Raw genomic sequence first — 19,339 nt, forward strand, 5'->3', positions numbered from 1 at the left:
AATTCTGATCACCGCCGGGCGCTATCGTGCGCTACTCGACTATTTTCAATTGTGCAGGCATCGGTCCGGAACGCAAAAGCAAGGCCAGATCATCGGCGTTCTCCTTGGTGAGGTTGCCCGATATCTGGCCGCGGCCGTTAAGAATTGGCTCGCGGACGACTGGCACCGAAAGCACTTGGTTGTCGAGGATCATTGCAAATAGCTTGCCGACATTCTGCGAGGTCGCCTGCGCAACGCGTGCCGTTGCCCTGGAATCGAAGGTGAACGAAACCGCCGGCTCATTTGTGACGGAGTTGGGAGTCGCCTGAGCATTGACAATGTCGTCACTGGAAACGATCGTCCGGCTCTCAACCAGATAGGGAACCGGTGGATCGTCCTTCGAATAAACCACCACCGAGCCAGCGGGCGTCCGGCCATTGATCGCATCAGCGACCGGCATCGACTCATCAACCCACTGAAAGGTCAGCATTCCGGTTCGGGTGAGAATTCTCCTCAGCCTTTGCAAATCCGCAACGCCCGAGGTCCGAACCAGCATACCGTCTTCGCCCTCTGGCTGAGCTACTGGGTCGGCAACACCAAGATCACGCAGGCGATTCTTAATGACCACGATCGACTGCGCAAGCGCGATCGAAATCCGATACTTGATGCCTGTGTCTGTTACCGTGAACTTGAGCAACGCTGCTCCGGTATCATCCAGGATCATTTCCTGGACAGGACCAGCGCTGCCAAGGACAGGATCAGTCACCGCCTTCAATGCCATCTTGGCCGCGCCGACCTGAGCGGCGTCGGTGATATGCACCTGAACGGCCCGACCCGACTTAGCAAGAGCAGTATAGCCGATCCTTGCATCGCGCAGCAGCGTCCTGATTTCGTCACGCGTCGCCTCCAACCGGCGATCGATCACATCGGTCGCGTCCAATCGAAGCAGCACGCCCGGGCCGGCAGCGTGAAGACTGGGCGCGTCGACGAGCATTGTGGCGATAGCAAGCCAGATCAGGATCATTTTCAGGCGCGAAAAATGGACCATACGCCGTCTTTTGTCAGAGCTCTGCCCGCGGATCGCTCCGCTTGGGAAACTGGCTTACTTCTTGGCGTTCTGGTTGGCCACCGGCTCGCCCTTGACCCGCACGTCGGCGATCGTCGAGCGCAGCGCCGTCACCTTGGTGCCGCCGCCTAGGTCGATCTCGAGCTCGTGGTCGTCGATCACCTTGGTCACCTTGCCGACGAAGCCGCCGCCGGTGATGACCGTATCGCCACGGCGCACGGCCGAGATCATCTCCTGGCGCTTCTTCAACTGGGCGCGCTGCGGCCGGATGATGAGGAAATACATGATCACGAAGATCAGAACGAACGGGAGTATCATGCCGATATCCCCGAACGGACCAAGCGGAGTTCCGGTAGCTTGGGCGTATGCCGGTGTGACGAACATCAAGAACTCCTGGTTACGAAAGAAGGCCGTAGGGCGGCCTCGCCAAATTTGGCCGGAATATAGTGGGTAAAGTTACCAATGCAACTGCGCGGCCGGGCTTTCAGCTGCTTTTCCGGCCGGTTGACCCGTGTTAGAGCATGCTCCCGGAATACGGGCGTGGTTTTCGCAAAAGATCATGCCCAAACAAAAGCTTGGAACCAGTTTCTATCTCGCCCGGATCAAGACGATTTCGGCCCCTACGCACGTTCGTGCGGAAACATAAAAGACGAGACATGACCGACAGCACCATCGAGGCCCTGAACCAAAAGCTCGACCGCCTGATCGAGGCGGTCACCCGCCTTGCCCCGCCGCCGGTGCCGCAAACCGATCTTGCGGTTGCCGATTGCTTCGTCTGGCAGGCCGACCCCGGCTATCTCGAGCCGGTGCGCAAGGTCAACCGCGTCGACATCGGCCTGATCCGCGGCGTCGACCGCGTGCGCGACATTCTGGTCGAAAACACGGAACGTTTCGCCGCCGGCCATGCCGCCAACAATGTGTTGTTGTGGGGTGCGCGCGGCATGGGCAAATCCTCGCTGGTCAAGGCCGTGCATGCGCAGATCAACGCCCAGGCCAAATCCGACCTGCCGCTCAAGCTGATCGAGATCCATCGCGAGGATATCGACACGCTGCCCAGGCTGATGGGCCTGCTGAAGGCGGCGCCGTTTCGCTTCATCCTGTTTTGCGACGACCTCTCCTTCGACCATGACGACACCTCCTACAAGTCGCTGAAGGCAGCCCTTGAAGGCGGCGTCGAGGGCCGCCCGGCCAATGTCATCTTCTACGCCACGTCGAACCGCCGGCACCTGTTGCCGCGCGACATGATCGACAATGAGCGCTCGACCGCCATCAACCCGTCCGAGGCGGTCGAGGAAAAGGTTTCGCTGTCCGACCGCTTCGGCCTGTGGCTCGGCTTCCACAAATGTTCGCAGGACGAATATCTCGATATGGTCAACGGCTATGCCACCCATCATGGACTTAAGATCGACCCGGAGCAGCTGCGCGCCGACGCCCTGGAATGGGCAACGACACGCGGCAGCCGCTCGGGCCGCGTCGCCTGGCAATTCACTCAGGATCTGGCCGGCCGGCTCGGCAAGCCGCTGAACGACTGATTGATTTCCGTCAGGTCACTGAAAAAGCCCGCCCCTTGCGGAGCGGGCTGAGCCGGCGGGCCGGACTGGAGGTCAGACGGCCTGCAAAACGTTTATTGTTCTATTCCCGACTATTCGAGATAACCTGAGGGATCGACCGGGGCCGAGTTCTTGCGCACTTCGAAGTGCAGTTTCGGCGAGTCGGTGGTGCCGCTCATGCCCGACAGCGCGATTTCCTGGCCGCGCTTGACCTTCTGGCCGCGCTGCACTTCGATCGAACTGGCGTGGCCATAGACGGTGACCAGCCCGTTTTCGTGGCGCACCAGAACCGTATTGCCGAATTCCTTGAGGCCGTCGCCGGCATAGATGACCACGCCGTTTTCGGCCGCCTTGACCGGCGTCCCCTCAGGCACGGCGATGTCGACACCATCCTTGCCGCCACCAAAATTGGAGATGACGCGGCCCCGCACCGGCCAACGCATCTTGCCGATGCCGGTGGCATCGGGCGCAACAGCGTCGTCGTCCTCGGCCTGCTGGATAACCTTGGCGTCCTTCTTCGGCGGCGTGTAGGTGGCGAGCGTCTCCGTCGGCTTTGCCGCCGGTTGGGTGGTCGCGGTCGTCACCGGATCAACTTTGGCCGGCTTGGCGCTGGCGACCGTTGCGGTGCCACCTGCCGGAACCTTCAGCGTCTGGCCGATCTTGAGCAGGCCGTCTTGCATGCCGTTCGCCTGCTTCAGCGCCACGACGCCAACGCCGGTCTTCCTGGCGATGGAGGACATGGTGTCGCCCGACTGGACCGTGTAGGTGCCCGCGCCGGCCTTTGGCGCGGCCGAGGCCGTCTGCGCCGGCTTGTCGGTCTTCGGCTTGTTCGCTGCCGAAGCGTCAACCTGCGCGGCGGACTTGCCGTCCTTGAGTTTCGGCTGCTGCGGCAGCACGGCGACCTTTTCCGGCGCCGGCGCCTTGGGGCTGTTTGCCGGCTTGCCGTCGGCAAGTTTCGGCTCTGTCCCCTTGCTTGAATAGGCATAGGCCGGGATGACCAGTATCTGACCGGTCTTCAGCCCCTTGGTGGCGCTCAAGCCGTTGACCTTCATGATCACGTCGGCGGGCACATGATAGCGATGAGCGATGCCGGAAATGGTCTCGCCGTCGCCGACCAAGATCTCGGTCGCATGCGGCGTACCAGCCGCAACTGGTTTCGGATCGGAGTCACCGGCATTCTTGAACGGCCTCGCCGGCTGGACGGTGCCGGTAGTCGTTCTGTCGACATGCGGTGCCGGTGCAAGCGCCGGCGCGGAAGCGGTGCGCATCGGAGCAGCTTTGGGCGCGCTCGGCGGCGGCAGCTGCTGGACGGTGACTGGCTCCAGGCTGGAGCGGCTGACCGACTGGTTATGGCTGCCATCGACAGGTGCCGCAGCGATCGGCTCGGCCGCCACATCGCCCGGATAGGGCTGCGCAGTGCTCTGCTTGTCGATGATGGCGCGCTGATTGTTGGTCGAGGAGGTGAAGACGTCGTCGACACCATTGAACCGCGAGACTTGGGAGCTACACCCCGCCGCCACTCCGGCTAGCATGAGGACAGCGCAGCCCCGCGACAGAGTACGCCCGTTTGCCTTCAAAACACTGAATTGCATCGCACTAACCCGCACAGACCCGGTACACACTGGTCATGATTAAAGCGCGTTAATGTTACTGGCGGGTTAACCCCATAGAATCAGACGCAAATTTTCTTAAAACATTTTCGAATGCGCCGAAGCTGCGTTGATTCAGATCGGCCCGAGTCGAAAATGACAGGTTCTGAGAACCGGCCTACGCCGGCCGTAGCCTTCATAGAGCGGAGGCATTTATGACGGCTTCGGCCGGCGAAGGCCGGAGCGGAGGGACTCAAACACGTGAGCACCGGAAGCGCAGGAAGCTGGCATTTGCAGGCCGGCCTCACCTGAATATCGGTGCACCTAAATAACCGCCGCAACGCTGCGCAGGATCGGCTGCAGGCGCACGGTGCCGATATCCTCGCGCTCGAAGCGGCTGCCGACCTTGGTCAGCTTGGCCAGCACCTGCTCGCCCTCCTCCGGCCCGATCGGGGCAATGACGATGCCGCCGCTCGACAATTGGTCGAGCAGGAAGCGCGGCAGGCTGTCGAAAGCCGCCCAGGCTACGATGCGGTCGAACGGCGCTTCGTTGGCAAGGCCGTTGGAACCATCGGCCTGGCGCACGATGACATTGCCGATGCCGAGCGCCTCGAAGCGTTGCCTGGCCTGCTCGGCCAGCGTCTTGTAGCGGTCGACGCTGACGATGCGAGCCGCGAGCCGCGACATCACCGCTGCCGTGTAGCCCGAGCCGGTGCCGATCTCGAGCACCCGGTTGCCGGGCTCTATTGCCAAGGCCGCAATCACCGCCGCCTGCAGATCGGCGCCCTCGATCGCCTCGCCGCATTCGATCGGCAGCATGCCGTCCGACCAGGCGATCGAATGGAACTGGCCGTTGAGGAAGCCGCGCCGCGGCGTCGCCTCGAAGGCTGCGATCAACGCCTTCGGCACCGCGCCTTGGCCGCGCAGGCGCAGCAGGAAAGCGGCAAAACCCTCGCGATCGTCGAGCGGCAAGTTCATGCCAGAACCTTCTTCATGCGAACACCTTATTCAGACAGCGCCTTGGTCAGTTGGTCACGGATTTCATGCGCGGTGAGGTCAAGCTGCAGCGGCGTCACAGACACGAGCCGGTTGCGCAGAGCATGCAGATCGGTGCCCTGCTTGCCCTCGACCGGCTCGCGGCCGAAGCGCAGCCAGTAATAAGGCAGGCCGCGCCCGTCGCGGCGCTCGTCGACCCACAGGCTGTGCACCAGCTTGCCTTGCGACGTCACGACGGTGCCGGCGACCTCGTCAGGCAGGCAGTTGGGAAAGTTGACGTTGAGCAGCACGCCGTCCGGCAGCGGCATGGCGACGAGCTTTTTCAGCAGCGCCGGCGCCAGCACCTCGGTGGTCTCATAGGGAACGACGCGGTCCTCGCCGACATAGGAATAACCCTGGCTGAGTGCGATCGAGCGGATGCCGAGCAGCGCGCCTTCCATGGCGCCGGCGACGGTGCCGGAATAGGTGACGTCGTCGGCGATGTTGGCGCCGGAATTGACACCGGACAGGATCAGGTCCGGCGCGCCAGGCAGGATCTTCTTGACGCCCATGATGACGCAGTCGGTCGGCGTGCCGCGCACGGCGTAGTGTTTCTCGCCGATCTTGCGCAGCCGGAGCGGCTCCGAGATCGACAGCGAGTGCGCGTAGCCGGACTGGTCCTGCTCCGGCGCCACGACCCAGACATCGTCCGACAGCGTGCGGGCGATGCGTTCGAGCGACGCCAGGCCCTCGGCATGGATGCCGTCATCATTGGTCAGAAGGATGCGCATTACTTCGATTCGATCTTCGCCAGACCGCCCATATAAGGCCGCAGCACTTCAGGAATGGTTACGCTGCCATCCTCATTCTGGTAGTTTTCGATGACGGCAATCAGCGCACGGCCGACAGCGGTGCCCGAACCGTTCAGCGTGTGCACAAAGCGGTTGCCCTTGCCATCCCGGTCCTTGTAGCGGGCATCCATGCGTCTGGCCTGGAAGTCGCCGCAGACCGAGCAGGACGAGATTTCGCGATAGGCGTTCTGGCCGGGCAGCCAGACCTCGATGTCGTAGGTCTTGCGCGCGCCAAACCCCATGTCGCCCGTGCACAGGACCATGGTGCGGAACGGCAGCTCCAGTCGCTTCAGCACCTCTTCCGCGCACTGCGTCATCCGCTCGTGCTCGGCGAGCGAAGACTCCTGGTCGGTGACCGAGACCAGCTCGACCTTGTAGAACTGGTGCTGGCGCAACATGCCGCGCGTGTCGCGGCCGGCGGAGCCCGCTTCCGAGCGGAAGCACGGCGTCAGCGCCGTATAGCGCAGCGGCAGCTTTTCATGGGCCGTGATTTCTTCGCGCACCAGGTTGGTGAGCGGGACCTCGGCGGTTGGAATCAATCCGAGCCGGCCATCGCCATGCTGCACGAAGAACAGGTCGTCCTCGAATTTCGGCAGCTGGTTGGTCCCGAAAAGCACTTCGTCGCGCACCATCAGTGGCGGGATGACTTCTTCATAGCCATGCTCGGTCGTGTGCAGATCGAGCATGAACTGGCCGATGGCGCGCTCCATCCGCGCCAGCCCGCTCTTCAGCACGGTGAAGCGTGATCCCGACAGCTTTGCCGCCCGCTCGAAATCCATCATGCCGAGCGCTTCGCCGATCTCGAAATGCTCCTTCACCCAGTTCGGCCGGGTCGGCACCTCGCCGACGATATGCTTGACGACATTGTCGTGCTCGTCCTTGCCGACCGGCACGTCGTCGAGCGGCACATTCGGCAGCACCGCCAGCGCATCGTTCAGCGTCTTGTCGAGCTCGCGCTCGCGCGCCTCGCCATTCTGGATGAAGGTCTTGATATCGCCGACTTCGGCCTTGAGCTTTTCGGCAAGTGCCGTGTCGCCCGAACGCATGGCGTTGCCGATCTCCTTCGAGGCGGCGTTGCGGCGTTCCTGCTTGGTCTGCAGCTCGGTGACGTGCTCGCGCCGCGCTTCGTCCTTCTTGATCAGCTCATCGACCGTGGACTGCGCCTCGTCAGCCGACCACGAGCGCTTGGCCAGCGCCTCGACAAGGGCCTTCGGGTTGTCGCGAATCCATTTGATATCAAGCATGGTTGGTCGTCCTCGAGCTAAGGCCTGAGGGCGTAAACCGCATCCTTCATCGATGCAAGATGGCGGCTGTCGCGTTTTTCCGCTAACGCGGATACCCGAACGCGACAGCCTATGAACGAGCCTGCTTTGAGGACGCGTCCGCCGCCTTTTCGGCCACGGCTTCGGCGGCTTCCTGCTTCTCGCGCGCCAGCTTCTGCTTGACCTGATCGCGCTCGATCAGCCGGGCCGCCCAGATCGACACCTCGTAGAGCAGGATGGTCGGGATGGCCAAACCGATCTGGCTCATCGGATCAGGCGGCGTCAGCACCGCCGCGACGACGAAGGCGATGACGATCGCCCATTTGCGCTTCTCGGCCAGCGCCTTCGACGACAGCATGCCGACGCGCGTCATCAGGCTGGTCACCACCGGCAGCTGGAACACCAGGCCGAAGGAGAAGATCAGCGTCATGATCAGGCTGAGATATTCCGACACTTTCGGCAGCAGCGAAATCTGCACCTGGTCGTCGGTGCCGGCCTGCTGCATGGCGAGGAAGAACCACATCACCATCGGCGTGAAGAAGAAATAGACCAGCGACGCTCCCATCAGGAACAGGATCGGCGATGCGATAAGGAACGGCAGGAAGGCGTTGCGTTCGTTCTTGTAGAGGCCTGGCGCGATGAATTTGTAGATCTGCGTGGCGATCAGCGGAAAGGCGATGACCATGCCGCCGAACATGGCGAGCTTGACCTGGGTGAAGAAGAATTCCTGCGGCGCCGTATAGATCAGCTCGACCTTGTGCGGATCGAGCCCGGCCCACTGCGTGGCCCACTTGAACGGAACGACCAAAAGATTGAACAGCTTCTTGGCAAAGAAGAAGCAGACGAGGAAGGCGACGAAGAAACCGCCGATCGACCAGATCAGCCGCCGGCGCAGTTCGATCAGATGCTCCATCAGCGGAGCCGACGACTTCTCGATCTCGTCCTTTTCGCTGTCCGTAATGCTCACTTGGCGGCCCCCGCCGTCTTCTTGGACGCGGGCTTCGTGGCCGGCGCAGGCTTCGGCTCAGCCTTTGCGACTGCCTTCGGTGCAGCAGCGGGCTTGGTGGCGGCTTTTCCAGGTGCAGCCTTGGCGGGCGCCGCTGACGGCTTGGCCGCAACCTTCGCCGCAGGCGCCGGCTTTGCCGGTGCTGCCTTGGCTGCCGCTGTTTTGGTTGCCGGGGCCTTTGATATCGCAGCCCCCTTGGCGCGCGCGTTTCGTGGCGCTGCTGTTGCTGCAGCCGGTGTCACCACCGCCTGATCGGTCATCGCCGGAAGGATCGGCGCCGCCGGCGCTGTTTCCGGTCCGTTGACACCCGGCATCACCGTCGCGCCGTTCTTGAGCGGCTCGGCCGGCTGTGGTGTTTCTGCCGCGGGCGTTGAGGGGTCGACGGCGGGCTTCGGCTTCATCACCGCATCGACGCCGGAGCGAACCTCGGCTGCCGCCTGTTCGAACGGATTGAGCTGCTTGCGGATTTCGGCCGCCGGATTGAGGCCGCGCAGCGTATCGACAGACTTCTTGACGTCGTCGAGCTCGGCTTCCTTCAACGCCTCGTTGAACTGCTTCTGGAAGTCGGAGGCCATGGCACGCAGCTTCGCCGTCGTGCGGCCGAAGGTGCGCAGCATATTGGGCAAATCCTTGGGTCCGACGACCACGATCATGACGATCGCGATCACCAGCATTTCGGTCCAGCCGACTTCAAACATGGCAATCAGTTCCGACTAGTGCTTGTCGCCCAAAAGTGCGAAGCGGTTTTGGGACAACGACTTGCACAAAAGCAACAACCTTCGGCTCAGCTCTTGCTGGCCTTTTCCTTCACTGCCGAAACGGTCTCGTCCGGGCGGTGCTCGACGGTGCGCTTGTCTTCGGCGGTATCGTCGTCGGCCATGCCCTTCTTGAAGCTCTTGATGCCCTTGGCCATGTCGCCCATCAGCTCGGGTATCTTGCCGCGGCCGAACACCAGCAGCACGATCACCAGCACGATCATCCAGTGCCAAATCGAAAATGAACCCATTGTAACTCTCTCTCGAATGTTTTCCCTGGCGATGATCTATGCGTTTTCGCGTTGGGATTCAAACACAACAGCGACAAAGTTTATGAAGGCGCGGCTTATGTCACGCATTTTCGGCAAAGCTGCCCGCTACCAATCGGCGCATCTACCGCAGCAATGCAGCTTTTTGACAGCGGCTTGCGGTCAATCTTCCGTGACGCGCGGCGTCAGCAGGCCGAGTTCCTCGAGATCGATGTCGGTCAACGCATCCTCGTCCTCGGTCAGCGCGTCCGGATCGGCCGGCGGCAACGGGATGGCGAAATTCGACGGCATGCGGCCGGAGAGCAGCCCTGCCCCCTTCAGTTCGTCCATCCCGGGAAGATCGCGGATCTCCTCCAGTGCGAAATGGTCGAGGAAAGTGTCTGTCGTGCCGTAGGTGACGGGACGGCCGGGCGTGCGGCGGCGGCCGCGCATGCGCACCCATTCCGTTTCGAGCAGCGTATCCAGCGTGCCCTTCGAGGTCTCGACGCCTCTGATGTCCTCGATCTCGGCGCGCGTCACCGGCTGGTGGTAGGCGATGATCGCCAGCACTTCGAGCGCGGCGCGCGACAGCTTGCGCTGCTGCACCGTGTCGCGGCTCATCAGGAAGGCGAGATCGCCGGCGGTACGGAACGCCCAGGCATCGCCGACCCGAACCAGATTGACGCCGCGCCGCGCATAGATCTGCTGCAGCTCAGCCATGGCAGCGGCAATGCTGATGCCATCGGGCAATCTGGCTGCGAGCTGCTTTTCGCTGACCGGCTCGGCGCTGGCGAACACGATCGCCTCGGCCATGCGTATGGCTTCGGCCATATGCAGCCGTTCGCCAGGATTCAGAAGCAGGGTATCAGTCGGGTCCTGGGCGATAATGCCCTCCTCGGTCTCTTCTTCGACCTTGAACGGAATGACCGAAGCGTTGGCGCGTTCGCTCATGATGCCACCTCGACTGCCTTGATTGGTTGCGCGCGGCCGCGCAGATAGAGCGGCGCGAACACCTGGTCCTGTCGCATCTCGATGCTGCCTTCGCGCACCAGTTCCAGCGACGCCGCAAACGAGCTGGCAATCGCGGTACGCCGTTCGTCCGGGCTGGTCAGGTAATTGATCAGATAGCTGTCCAGCGCCGTCCAGTCGCGCAGCGAGCCGATCAGCCGGGTCAGGATATCGCGCGCATCCTTGAGCGACCACACGCCACGCCGGGCAATTGTCACATTGGTGATCGCCTGTTTCTGGCGCTGCTGCGCATAGGCGGTGAGCAAATCGTAGAGCGAGGCCGAATAGGCGTTACGCTTCTCGACGATGACCATCTCAGGCATGCCGCGTGCAAACACGTCGCGGCCGAGCCGGTTGCGGTTGACCAGCCTTGCCGAGGCGTCACGCATGGCCTCCAGACGCTTCAGCCGGAACTGCAGCACCGCGGCCAGTTCCTCGCCGCTTTCGCCTTCTTCGCCGGGCTGTTTGGGGATGAGGAGCTTCGACTTGAGGAAGGCCAGCCACGCCGCCATCACCAGGTAGTCGGCGGCAAGCTCAAGCCTTAGCGCCCTCGCCGTCTCGACGAAGGTCAGATACTGCTCGACCAGCGCCAAGATGGAAATCCGCGACAGATCGACCTTTTGGTTGCGGGCGAGATGCAGCAAGAGATCGAGCGGACCTTCGAACCCGGCGACGTCGACGACAAGCGACGGGTCGCCGGTGACCCGTGAATCGTCGTTCTCGGCCCACAGACGGTCCATCGGTGCGGCCTTCGCAGCCTTGCTGTCCAATGTTTCCGCCACTTGTTCCTTTACCTCTGGTTAGAGCATGATGCCGAAAAGTGTGAAGCGGTTTTCGGACGACATCATGCTCTCTCTATCTAATTTAGAGACGGATTCAGATTTCAGGTCGAACAGACCTGAAATCATCCGTCTCTAGGCCACCGCATCGAAATAGGTGGCAAATTCGGCGCGTATCTCGGTTTCGTCGGCCCGGTCGCGATCCCTTATATAGGTCAGCGCCCGCTTGGCGCGCTCCAGCGACGTCCCTTCAAGTCCCGTGGTTCGCGATGCGATGCCTGCCATCTCCTCGAAAACGCCATTGCAGTGAAGGACCAGATCGCAGCCCGCCGCAAGGATCGAGGCCGCCTTTGTCGGGAAATCCCCAGAAAGTGCCTTCATCGAGGTGTCGTCGCTCATCAACAGCCCGTCGAAGCCGATCTCGCGGCGGATGATCTCGTCGATGACCTTGCCTGAGGTGGTCGCTGGGTTGTTCGGATCGATGGCGCTGTAGACGACATGCGCCGTCATCGCCATCGGCAGATGGCTAAGCTCGCGGAAAGGGGCGAAATCATGCCGCTGCAGGTCGCTCAGCGAGGCGTCGACCACAGGCAGCTCGAAATGCGTGTCGGCGAAGGCGCGTCCATGGCCCGGAATATGCTTCATGACCGGCAATACGCCGCCGGACATCAGCCCTTCCGCGGCGGCGCGGCCAAGTTCGATGACCGGGCGCGGCTCCTTGCCATAGGCGCGCGCGCCGATGACGTCGCTGGCGCCCTCGATCGGCACGTCCAGCACCGGCAGGCAATCGGCCGAGATACCGTAGCGCAACAGGTCGAAGGCGTGCAGCCGCGCCATCAGCCAGGCAGCCCGGGTGCCGGCATCATGGTCCTTGCGCCACAATGCGCCGAGCGCGCCGCCGGCGGGATAGTTCGGCGCCAGCGGCGGCCGCAGGCGCTGCACCCGGCCACCTTCCTGGTCGATGAACACCAGCGCATCGGGGCGCCCGATACAGTCGCGCATTTCGGCAACCAGATCGCGGATCTGCTCCGTTTCGCCGATGTTGCGGGCAAACAGGATGAAGCCCCACGGGCATTCATTGCGATAGAAACGGATTTCTTCGCGGGTCAGCGATTTCCCGGCACAGCCGAGGATCATGGATTTTGATTCGGTCATTCCGCCAGTTTAGGGCTTCGCGCCGCCAAAGGGAATCTCCCCGGACGGCAAGCGCCTCAACCTCTCGCCCATCCACATGAAAAAGCCGGCGCGACCCTTGGGAACGCGCCGGCTCTGATAGTTGGATCCGGCCTTACCGCGACACGAAGCAGTTGCCGCCGGCAGCCTTGTAGCTGGTGCACAGATTGATCGCATCGTTGCGCGACTGCGCAGGCACCCGGACACGGTAGAAGGTGCCCTTGCCGGCGATCTCCGCCTTGACGATGTTGGCGGTGCGGCCGGCGAGCACACTTCCATAGCGGCGCTGCAGGTCGGCGTAGTTGGCCTGGGCGCTTTCGACCGTCGGCTGCGAAGCGATCTGCATCGACCACGAACCGCCCGATGTCGAAGCCGTCGCCGGAATGGAGGCAACCTGGTCGGGCTTGACCTCGCCGACCACGTCGACCGGCTGGTCGGACGGGCGCTGCGGCGCCACGGCAACCGTCTGCGGCGTGTTGGCGGACTGGGTCTCAGCCTTCGGCGCAGCCGCCGGCTTCACCGGCTTGGCGGTCTCGGCACTTGCCTGGTCGCTATCTGCCTGATCGACAGGCGCCACGGTGCCGGTCTGCTCGGCATCGGCCGAAGGGGCGACGTGCTGCGGCGCCGGGTCAAGCGGCTCAGTCGCCGCAACCTGCGGCGCGGCCGGCGTCGAGTCCTCGCGGGCCACCAACGAGCCGTCGGGCTTGACCACCATGGTCCGAACCTTGCGCGGGGCAACGGCGACGGTATCGGGGTTCTTGTCGGCTTCCTGCAGCACCTGCGCGATGCGGTCCTCGGACTTTGGCGCCGGCGCGACAGCCGCGTCGGGGTTGCCGGCAGCTTCGGGGTTGCCGGCAGCGTCGGGGCCTGGGGCAGCGCCGGTATCGTCGGGCGACAGATCGACGACGCGGCTTTCAGGCTCCTGCGCCTTCACATCGACCGGCTCTTCGGTGTTGGTGACCAGCTTCTCCTGAACCGGCTCGGCCGGCTTGGTGCCCTTGGCGACCGCATCATAAACCTTGTTGTCCTGGTTCGGCACCACGGCGCCGCCCGGATTTTCGGGCTTGACCTTGATCGGCCTGTTGTCGGCTTTGACAATGACCGGCGCATCGCTGCCGCCCTTGCCGCCGTACGACAAGGCGAAGGCGCCAAGACCGCCGGCAATCGCCACCGCAGCAACGACCCCCGCGACCAGCAGGCCGCTCCTGCGCGGCCGTGCGGCTTCCTGCTCGGCGAGGCCCGGCACCGCCATCGCCTCGTCCAGATCCGGATCGTAGTCGAGTTCATCGACCGCGAAATCGTCGGCCTGCGAAACCGGCTGACTGCCGGGCAGATCGTCCATGTCAAAGCCGCCAGCGGCATCGGCGTGGTGAGCTTGCGTGGCTGCAAGCACTTCGGCTGGCCGCGCTGCATAGGCGCGCTGGTCGAGCTCGTGGCCCGAGCTGAAGCCGGAACTGTAGGAATCGTCATCATAGCCGGCACTGCGTGCGGCAGTGGGCGATGCCACTTCCACCGCGTTCATCTCGTTGAGCATGCCGGCGAATTCGGCGTCGATGTCGTCATAGGCGGCCGGCTCGTCTTGCTCGAAGCTGAGTTCTGGAATGTCGAGGTCGTCGGCAATCGCCACCACACGCTCGGGCACATCGATCGTCTCGACATCCGGCATCTCGGCGTGAGGCGGCGCCTGGCGCGATGGCGTCGGCGCCACATAGGCAGCAGCTGCAACCGACTGGTCGCGATAGGTTGGCGCTGCTGTTGGCGGCGTGGACGGCTTTTCTGCAAAAGAAGCTTGCGGCTGCGCTGCAAAAGAAGGTTGCGGCTGCGCTGCAAAGGAAGGCGGGGCCGGGGTGGGAGTCACGCGGCTCCACGAACGCGCCGGCTCCGGCGGCGTCGAGCGCCAATCGCCAGCGACCGGTGCTGCCGTGTCCTTACCGAGATCGATGCCCTTGGCGAGCGCCGCATCGAAGGCGTGATCATTGAACTCGATCTCGGGCTCATGGCCCTCACGTTCGCCGGCAAGCAGATCGTCGAAATCGGAATCGTTTGCCTGGGCCTCCTGAGGAGCCGGCGCGTGTTCGTCCAGGTCCCACTCGAGATTATCGACCGGAGCGACTGGCGTCGCGACGGACCGCTGCACCGGGGCAACCGGCTCATAAGTCCTGGTGGGCTCGATGGCGGCAGCCCTGGTGGGCTCGGTGACGACCGGAATCGGCGCGACTGGCGCCGGGCGTGGTGTGGTCATGGCGCCAAGCAGCGCGTTGAGTTCATCTTCCAACGTCCGTTCGTCAGCGACCGGAGCGGCCGGGGTCGCCATATTGGTAGGCGCCACATAGGCTGGTGCGACCGGAGCTAGCTGAACCGGAGCGGGTGCGGTCTCGGCTACCGGCTCGTGATCGGCAAGCGCATCATCGATGCTCAGATCGAAATCGTCGAATGCTTCGTGCGCAGTCTCATGAGAGGGGCTGGCCTCCACGGTCCAGGCCGGCGTCTCGTCCACTTCCGGCGCATCCATCTCAACCGGCGCGCTGACCTGCAGATCGCTCTCTTCCGGATCCTCGGCCTCAACAGGCTGAGCCTCGAAAGCCTGCGGCTCGAAATGCTCGGCTGCAAAATCCTGGGCTGCAAAATCCTGGGCTGCAAAATCCTGGGCCGCAAAGTCCATGTCGACATCGGCCATCGCGTCATCGAAATGACCCGCAAAATCCTCGTCGGCAACAGTGTGGTCGGCGACTCCGACGGCGTCGAAGGTATGGATCGGCGCCTCGGCTACTGGCGCGGCATACTGGTCCTGCGCCGGCGCAGGACCGTCCAGCGTCAGCTCGTCTTCCAGCGACATCGAGACGGCATTGTCGAAATCATCGTCGAACGCGAGATCGTCGGCAGGCGCAGCAGCAACCTGCGCGACATCTGCGGCATGGGCGACGGTCGCGCCGTCATCGAGCAGCAACCCCTGCTCGAGCGAAGCGGCAAGGTCGTCATCCATCGGCAGGTCGTCTTCGAGCGGCGACACGTTTTCCAGCGAGCTGGCGACGGCATTGTCGAAATCATCGTCGAATGCAGCTTCGTCGAATGCGGGCTCGGCAAACGAAGGTTCGGCAAACGAGGGTTCAACGGGAGCAGCCGCAGCCTGCGGGGCAGCGCCGAAATCCAGATCGGCGGCATCGTCGAAGACGAAATCATATTCCAGCGAAGCAGCCAGCGCATCGTCCATCGCGGCATCGGTGGTTTCGAAAGCCGGCTCGCGAATCTCGGCAGCAGGGTCGTAGGGCTCAGCGGCAGGCTGGTGAACCTCGGGAGCTGGCTGGCTGGCCTCCATGGAACCGACTTCATCGCCGAATTCGCCCATCAACTCCTTCTCGAGGTCGATGTCGAAATCGCCCTCGTCTGCAGCCGTCTCGACGGCTGGCGCCTGCGGCTTGACCGGCTGGCGCGGATCGAAACCCATGATCCTGGTCAGTTCAGCGAACGGATCATCTTCGGCGATGTCGTTGTTGTCGGCTACTCTCAGCTGGGTTCTGTCTGCCATTATTGTTCCCGAACTCGCACTCATTCGGACGCCATGGACGTCGCGTAGGGTTGGCCCTTACCAGCGCAATGTGGGCAAATGGTGACAGGTGTTTTAGTTAAACCTAACGCATCTCAGTGGGCGCATCAGCCCCAATCAGCGTCAGGCCGGAAGTCAAAACATCCGAAACAGCCTGCACCAGCCCTAGTCTGGCATGAGTCAATTGTCGGTCGTTAACCTTAACAAAACGTAAGTCGGGATTCTCGGTGCCCCGATTCCAGTGTCCATGGAAGGTGGAAGCCAGATCGTAGAGGTAGAATGCCAGCCGGTGCGGCTCCAGCGCAAGGGCCGCGGATTCGATCAGCCTTGGATATTCAGCCAGCTTCCGGATCAGGCCGATCTCGCCCTCGTCGGTGAGCGACGCCGAGGCCGCGGCCAGGCTGTTGCGGTCGAAATTGGCCTCGCCCAGTTGCTCGCTCGCCTGCCGGAACACCGAATGACAGCGCGCCGAAGCGTACTGCACGTAGAACACGGGATTGTCCTTGGACTGTTCGGTGACCTTGGCGAAATCGAAGTCGAGCGGCGCGTCGCTCTTGCGGTAGAGCATCATGAAGCGGATAGCATCGCGGCCCACCTCCTCCACCGCTTCGCGCAAGGTCACGAAGTCGCCCGACCGCTTCGACATCCGAACCGGTTCGCCATCGCGAAACAGCTTCACCAGATTGCACAGCAGCACCGTGAGTTGCAGCTTCAGATCATCGCCTGCAATCGCCCGCGCCAGCGCTTCCAGCCGCTTGACGTAGCCGCCATGGTCGGCGCCCAGCACATAGATCAGGCCGACGAAACCGCGGTCGACCTTGTCCTTGAGATAGGCGACGTCGGCGGCGAAATAGGTGAACGAGCCGTCGGACTTGACCAGCGCCCGGTCCATGTCGTCGCCGACCGCCGTCGAGCGGAACAGCGTCTGCTCGCGGTCTTCCCAGTCGTCCGGCTTCTCGCCCTTGGGCGGCGGCAGCTTGCCCTTGTAGATATGGCCCTTCAGCGTCAGATCGTTGATCGCCGAGCGGATCCTCCTGGCATTGTCGGCATGCAGCGTGCGCTCGGAGAAGAAAACGTCGTGATGGACATTGAGCAACGCCAGATCCTCGCGGATCATCACCATCATGGCGTCGATCGTGCGGTCCTTGACGATTACCAGCGACTCATCGTCGGGCATCTGCAAGAGCTTGCGGCCAAATTCGGCAGCCAGCGCCTGACCGACCGGCACAAGGTAATCGCCGGGATAGAGACCGGCCGGTATCTCGCCAATGTCGTCGCCCAGCGCTTCGCGGTAGCGCAGGAAGGCCGAACGCCCGAGCACGTCGATCTGCGCGCCGGCGTCGTTGATGATGTATTCCTTGGTGACGTCATAGCCGGCGAAGGCCATCAGATTTGCAAGCGTGTCGCCGACAACCGCGCCCCGGCAATGGCCGACATGCATCGGCCCGGTCGGATTGGCCGAGACATATTCGACATTGGTCTTCTTGCCGCCACCAATGGTCGAGCGGCCGTAGTTTTGCCCCTCGCCCAGCAGCGCAGTCAGATGTGCCTGCCAGAAAGCGTCCTTGAGCCGGAGATTGACGAAGCCGGGACCGGCGACGTCGGCTTCGGCAACATCGGCGTCGCTGCGCAGCACTTCCACCAGCCGCTCGGCCAGCGCGCGCGGGTTCTGCCCGGTGGGCTTGGCCAGTACCATCGCCGCATTGGTGGCGAGATCGCCATGGCTGGCGTCGCGCGGCGGCTCGACGGCGATGCGCGACAGGTCGGGCGAAACGCCATTACTGTCTTTCAAATCAAGCGCTTCGACGGCTTTTGTGATTCGCGCGCTGAAATCGGCGAAGATGTTCATGGGTCTTGCTCTGGCGGACTGTGCAGGGGAACCGGCTCATTGGCCGGCAAATCGCGCCCGCCCTAGCTTAAATCGGGCGTATGGTCAAACAGACGGCGGTGTTCCTTCAAGGCGTAGGTATCCGTCATCCCCGCCAGGAAATCGGCGACGCTGCGCGCCTTGATGCGGTCCTCCGCCCGGTCGAGCCCCTCCCGCCAGCCGTCCGGCATGGCGCGCGGATCGGCGAAATAGACATCGAACAGGTCGCGCACGATCTGCTCGGCCTGCGTGCGAACGCGCATCACCTCGTCATGCCGGTAGAGATGCTTGTAGAGAAAGGTCTTCAATTCCTTCTCGGTCGCCGCCACGTCAGCGGAAAAGGTCACCATCGTTTCGCCCGCCGCCCGCACCGCTTCGGCGCTGTCAGGCTTGATGCGCTCAAGATTGGCGGTGGTGGAAACAATGACATCCTCGACCATCATCGTGATCTGCCGGCGCATCAGCTCATGGCCGGTGCGCACATCGTCCAGGCCCGGATAGCGCGCGCGCACGCTTGCCAGGATCGATCCCGGCAGCGCCACCGTTTCCAGCATGTCCAAGGTCAGGAAGCCGGAGCGCAGGCCGTCGTCGATGTCATGGGTGTTGTAGGCGATATCGTCGGCGATCGCAGCACATTGCGCCTCGATGCCGGCGAAATGGTCGAGTTCGAGGTCGTGCAGCTCGGAATAGTCGCGGATCGCCTGCGGCACCGGGCCTTTGAGCCCTTTTCCCTTGGCATCTGTCAGCGGCCCATTGTGCTTGACCAGCCCTTCCAGCGTTTCCCAGGTCAGGTTTAGCCCGTCGAACTCGGCATAGCGCCGCTCCAGCCGCGTCACGACGCGCAGCGACTGCGCATTGTGGTCGAAGCCGCCCCATTGGGCCATCCGCTCGTTCAGCGCGTCCTCGCCGGTATGGCCGAACGGCGTGTGACCGAAATCGTGCACCAAGGCGACCGCCTCGGCCAGATCCTCGTCGCCGCGCAGCGCTCGCGCCAGAGCCCGCGCAATCTGCGCGACCTCGATCGAATGCGTCAGCCGGGTGCGATAGTGGTCGCCTTCATGGGCGACGAACACCTGCGTCTTGTGCTTCAGGCGGCGGAAGGCAGTCGAATGAACGATACGGTCGCGGTCGCGCTGGAATGGCGTGCGAGTCGGGCTCTCGACCTCGTCATAGAGCCGCCCGCGCGACCTGGCTGGGTCGCTGGCATAGGCCGCGCGCGGCCGATAGCCGAACCCAATGTCGCCAAGCTCATTTGTCATGGCTGATGCCGCCGCAGTTGACTTGCCCCTTCCCGCTTCATACCTATCATGTGAAACCGAAAGCAAGGTGACGCCCATGGGCGCTGATGCCAAGACTGCCATGAAAGTCGAGATGACCGAGTCCGCCGCCAGGCGGATCGCGAAAATCGTCTCTGGCGAGGCCGGCAAGACGGCGCTGCGCGTCTCCGTAGAGGGCGGCGGCTGCTCCGGCTTTTCCTACAAGTTCGACCTGGTCGATACGCGCAACGACGACGACGTCGCCATCGAAAAGGACGGCGCCACCGTGCTGATCGACGATTTGTCGCTGGTCTATATGGGCGGCTCGGTGATCGACTTCGTCGACGATCTGATGGGCCAATCGTTCCAGATCCGCAACCCCAATGCAGTCGCCTCCTGCGGCTGCGGCACCAGTTTCTCCATCTAGGCAG

At 63.1% G+C, this 19,339-nt stretch carries 17 protein-coding genes; 2 read left to right on the plus strand and 15 right to left on the minus strand.

The features are described 5' to 3' along the window. Positions 1-31 precede the first annotated feature (31 nt). Both NKJ76_RS05235 and yajC read right to left on the minus strand, forming a co-directional pair. Positions 32-1,027: a SecDF P1 head subdomain-containing protein gene (locus tag NKJ76_RS05235; protein ID WP_352536919.1), complete on the minus strand. Its 996-nt coding sequence runs from the start codon at positions 1,025-1,027 to the stop codon at positions 32-34. A gap of 54 nt (positions 1,028-1,081) precedes the next feature. Next, positions 1,082-1,429, minus strand: coding sequence for a preprotein translocase subunit YajC (gene yajC / locus NKJ76_RS05240; RefSeq protein WP_023741503.1), 348 nt, complete (start codon positions 1,427-1,429; stop codon positions 1,082-1,084). Positions 1,430-1,701: 272 nt separating this feature from the next. On the opposite strand from yajC, the gene NKJ76_RS05245 reads away from it, so the two are divergent. Further along, complete coding sequence (locus NKJ76_RS05245) at positions 1,702-2,577, plus strand: ATP-binding protein (RefSeq protein WP_023667681.1); 876 nt, start codon at positions 1,702-1,704, stop codon at positions 2,575-2,577. Between the two features lie 110 nt (positions 2,578-2,687). Here the strand turns inward: NKJ76_RS05245 and NKJ76_RS05250 are convergent, their stop codons facing one another. From NKJ76_RS05250 to NKJ76_RS05310, 13 genes are all read right to left on the minus strand, one after another. Next, positions 2,688-4,187: a peptidoglycan DD-metalloendopeptidase family protein gene (locus NKJ76_RS05250; protein ID WP_352536920.1), complete on the minus strand. Its 1,500-nt coding sequence runs from the start codon at positions 4,185-4,187 to the stop codon at positions 2,688-2,690. 321 nt (positions 4,188-4,508) lie between these two features. Next, complete coding sequence (locus NKJ76_RS05255; protein WP_023667683.1) at positions 4,509-5,162, minus strand: protein-L-isoaspartate(D-aspartate) O-methyltransferase; 654 nt, start codon at positions 5,160-5,162, stop codon at positions 4,509-4,511. Between the two features lie 26 nt (positions 5,163-5,188). Next, positions 5,189-5,950 carry a 5'/3'-nucleotidase SurE gene (surE, locus tag NKJ76_RS05260; RefSeq protein ID WP_023681648.1) on the minus strand — a complete coding sequence of 254 codons (762 nt, stop codon included), beginning with the start codon at positions 5,948-5,950 and terminating at the stop codon, positions 5,189-5,191. Next, complete coding sequence (gene serS / locus NKJ76_RS05265) at positions 5,950-7,254, minus strand: serine--tRNA ligase (RefSeq protein WP_023667685.1); 1,305 nt, start codon at positions 7,252-7,254, stop codon at positions 5,950-5,952. The genes surE and serS overlap by 1 nt, the downstream gene beginning before the upstream one ends. 109 nt (positions 7,255-7,363) lie before the next feature. Next, the gene (gene tatC, locus NKJ76_RS05270; RefSeq protein WP_023667686.1) at positions 7,364-8,239 is read right to left on the minus strand and encodes a twin-arginine translocase subunit TatC; all 876 of its coding nucleotides are present in this window, start codon (positions 8,237-8,239) and stop codon (positions 7,364-7,366) included. Next, positions 8,236-8,976: a Sec-independent protein translocase protein TatB gene (gene tatB, locus NKJ76_RS05275; RefSeq protein ID WP_023691107.1), complete on the minus strand. Its 741-nt coding sequence runs from the start codon at positions 8,974-8,976 to the stop codon at positions 8,236-8,238. Before tatB ends, tatC begins: the two co-directional genes overlap by 4 nt. 86 nt (positions 8,977-9,062) lie before the next feature. Continuing rightward, entirely contained in the window at positions 9,063-9,284 is a 222-nt protein-coding gene (locus NKJ76_RS05280) for a twin-arginine translocase TatA/TatE family subunit (RefSeq protein WP_023681650.1), read from the minus strand. Positions 9,285-9,464: 180 nt separating this feature from the next. Then, positions 9,465-10,232, minus strand: coding sequence for an SMC-Scp complex subunit ScpB (gene scpB / locus NKJ76_RS05285; protein WP_023667689.1), 768 nt, complete (start codon positions 10,230-10,232; stop codon positions 9,465-9,467). Continuing rightward, entirely contained in the window at positions 10,229-11,029 is an 801-nt protein-coding gene (locus tag NKJ76_RS05290; RefSeq protein WP_023667690.1) for a segregation and condensation protein A, read from the minus strand. The genes scpB and NKJ76_RS05290 overlap by 4 nt, the downstream gene beginning before the upstream one ends. Before the next feature lie 174 nt (positions 11,030-11,203). Continuing rightward, positions 11,204-12,223 carry a beta-N-acetylhexosaminidase gene (nagZ, locus tag NKJ76_RS05295; protein WP_023681654.1) on the minus strand — a complete coding sequence of 340 codons (1,020 nt, stop codon included), beginning with the start codon at positions 12,221-12,223 and terminating at the stop codon, positions 11,204-11,206. A 133-nt stretch (positions 12,224-12,356) separates the two neighbouring features. After that, the gene (locus NKJ76_RS05300; RefSeq protein WP_352536921.1) at positions 12,357-15,767 is read right to left on the minus strand and encodes an SPOR domain-containing protein; all 3,411 of its coding nucleotides are present in this window, start codon (positions 15,765-15,767) and stop codon (positions 12,357-12,359) included. A 103-nt stretch (positions 15,768-15,870) separates the two neighbouring features. Then, positions 15,871-17,634, minus strand: a complete 1,764-nt coding sequence (argS, locus tag NKJ76_RS05305; protein WP_023739016.1) for an arginine--tRNA ligase — start codon at positions 17,632-17,634, stop codon at positions 15,871-15,873. A gap of 62 nt (positions 17,635-17,696) precedes the next feature. Continuing rightward, positions 17,697-18,911 carry a deoxyguanosinetriphosphate triphosphohydrolase gene (locus tag NKJ76_RS05310; protein WP_352536922.1) on the minus strand — a complete coding sequence of 405 codons (1,215 nt, stop codon included), beginning with the start codon at positions 18,909-18,911 and terminating at the stop codon, positions 17,697-17,699. Between the two features lie 76 nt (positions 18,912-18,987). Here NKJ76_RS05310 and erpA point away from each other — a divergent pair, with 76 nt between their 5' ends. Further along, complete coding sequence (gene erpA / locus NKJ76_RS05315; protein WP_027050337.1) at positions 18,988-19,335, plus strand: iron-sulfur cluster insertion protein ErpA; 348 nt, start codon at positions 18,988-18,990, stop codon at positions 19,333-19,335. Positions 19,336-19,339: the final 4 nt, after the last annotated feature.

This window comes from Mesorhizobium sp. M0029 (assembly GCF_040323735.1).
GTDB lineage: Bacteria > Pseudomonadota > Alphaproteobacteria > Rhizobiales > Rhizobiaceae > Mesorhizobium.

Excerpts from the sequence above, each read along its gene's own strand:
- tatB (WP_023691107.1), bottom strand. The coding sequence starts at position 8,976 with ATGTTTGAAGTCGGCTGGACCGAAATGCTGGTGATCGCGATCGTCATG.
- nagZ (WP_023681654.1), bottom strand. The coding sequence starts at position 12,223 with ATGACCGAATCAAAATCCATGATCCTCGGCTGTGCCGGGAAATCGCTG.
- NKJ76_RS05300 (WP_352536921.1), bottom strand. The coding sequence starts at position 15,767 with ATGGCAGACAGAACCCAGCTGAGAGTAGCCGACAACAACGACATCGCC.
- NKJ76_RS05290 (WP_023667690.1), bottom strand. The coding sequence starts at position 11,029 with ATGGACCGTCTGTGGGCCGAGAACGACGATTCACGGGTCACCGGCGAC.
- yajC (WP_023741503.1), bottom strand. The coding sequence starts at position 1,429 with ATGTTCGTCACACCGGCATACGCCCAAGCTACCGGAACTCCGCTTGGT.
- NKJ76_RS05280 (WP_023681650.1), bottom strand. The coding sequence starts at position 9,284 with ATGGGTTCATTTTCGATTTGGCACTGGATGATCGTGCTGGTGATCGTG.
- NKJ76_RS05250 (WP_352536920.1), bottom strand. The coding sequence starts at position 4,187 with ATGCAATTCAGTGTTTTGAAGGCAAACGGGCGTACTCTGTCGCGGGGC.
- scpB (WP_023667689.1), bottom strand. The coding sequence starts at position 10,232 with ATGAGCGAACGCGCCAACGCTTCGGTCATTCCGTTCAAGGTCGAAGAA.
- NKJ76_RS05235 (WP_352536919.1), bottom strand. The coding sequence starts at position 1,027 with ATGGTCCATTTTTCGCGCCTGAAAATGATCCTGATCTGGCTTGCTATC.
- serS (WP_023667685.1), bottom strand. The coding sequence starts at position 7,254 with ATGCTTGATATCAAATGGATTCGCGACAACCCGAAGGCCCTTGTCGAG.
- erpA (WP_027050337.1), top strand. The coding sequence starts at position 18,988 with ATGGGCGCTGATGCCAAGACTGCCATGAAAGTCGAGATGACCGAGTCC.
- argS (WP_023739016.1), bottom strand. The coding sequence starts at position 17,634 with ATGAACATCTTCGCCGATTTCAGCGCGCGAATCACAAAAGCCGTCGAA.
- surE (WP_023681648.1), bottom strand. The coding sequence starts at position 5,950 with ATGCGCATCCTTCTGACCAATGATGACGGCATCCATGCCGAGGGCCTG.
- NKJ76_RS05310 (WP_352536922.1), bottom strand. The coding sequence starts at position 18,911 with ATGACAAATGAGCTTGGCGACATTGGGTTCGGCTATCGGCCGCGCGCG.
- NKJ76_RS05255 (WP_023667683.1), bottom strand. The coding sequence starts at position 5,162 with ATGAACTTGCCGCTCGACGATCGCGAGGGTTTTGCCGCTTTCCTGCTG.
- NKJ76_RS05245 (WP_023667681.1), top strand. The coding sequence starts at position 1,702 with ATGACCGACAGCACCATCGAGGCCCTGAACCAAAAGCTCGACCGCCTG.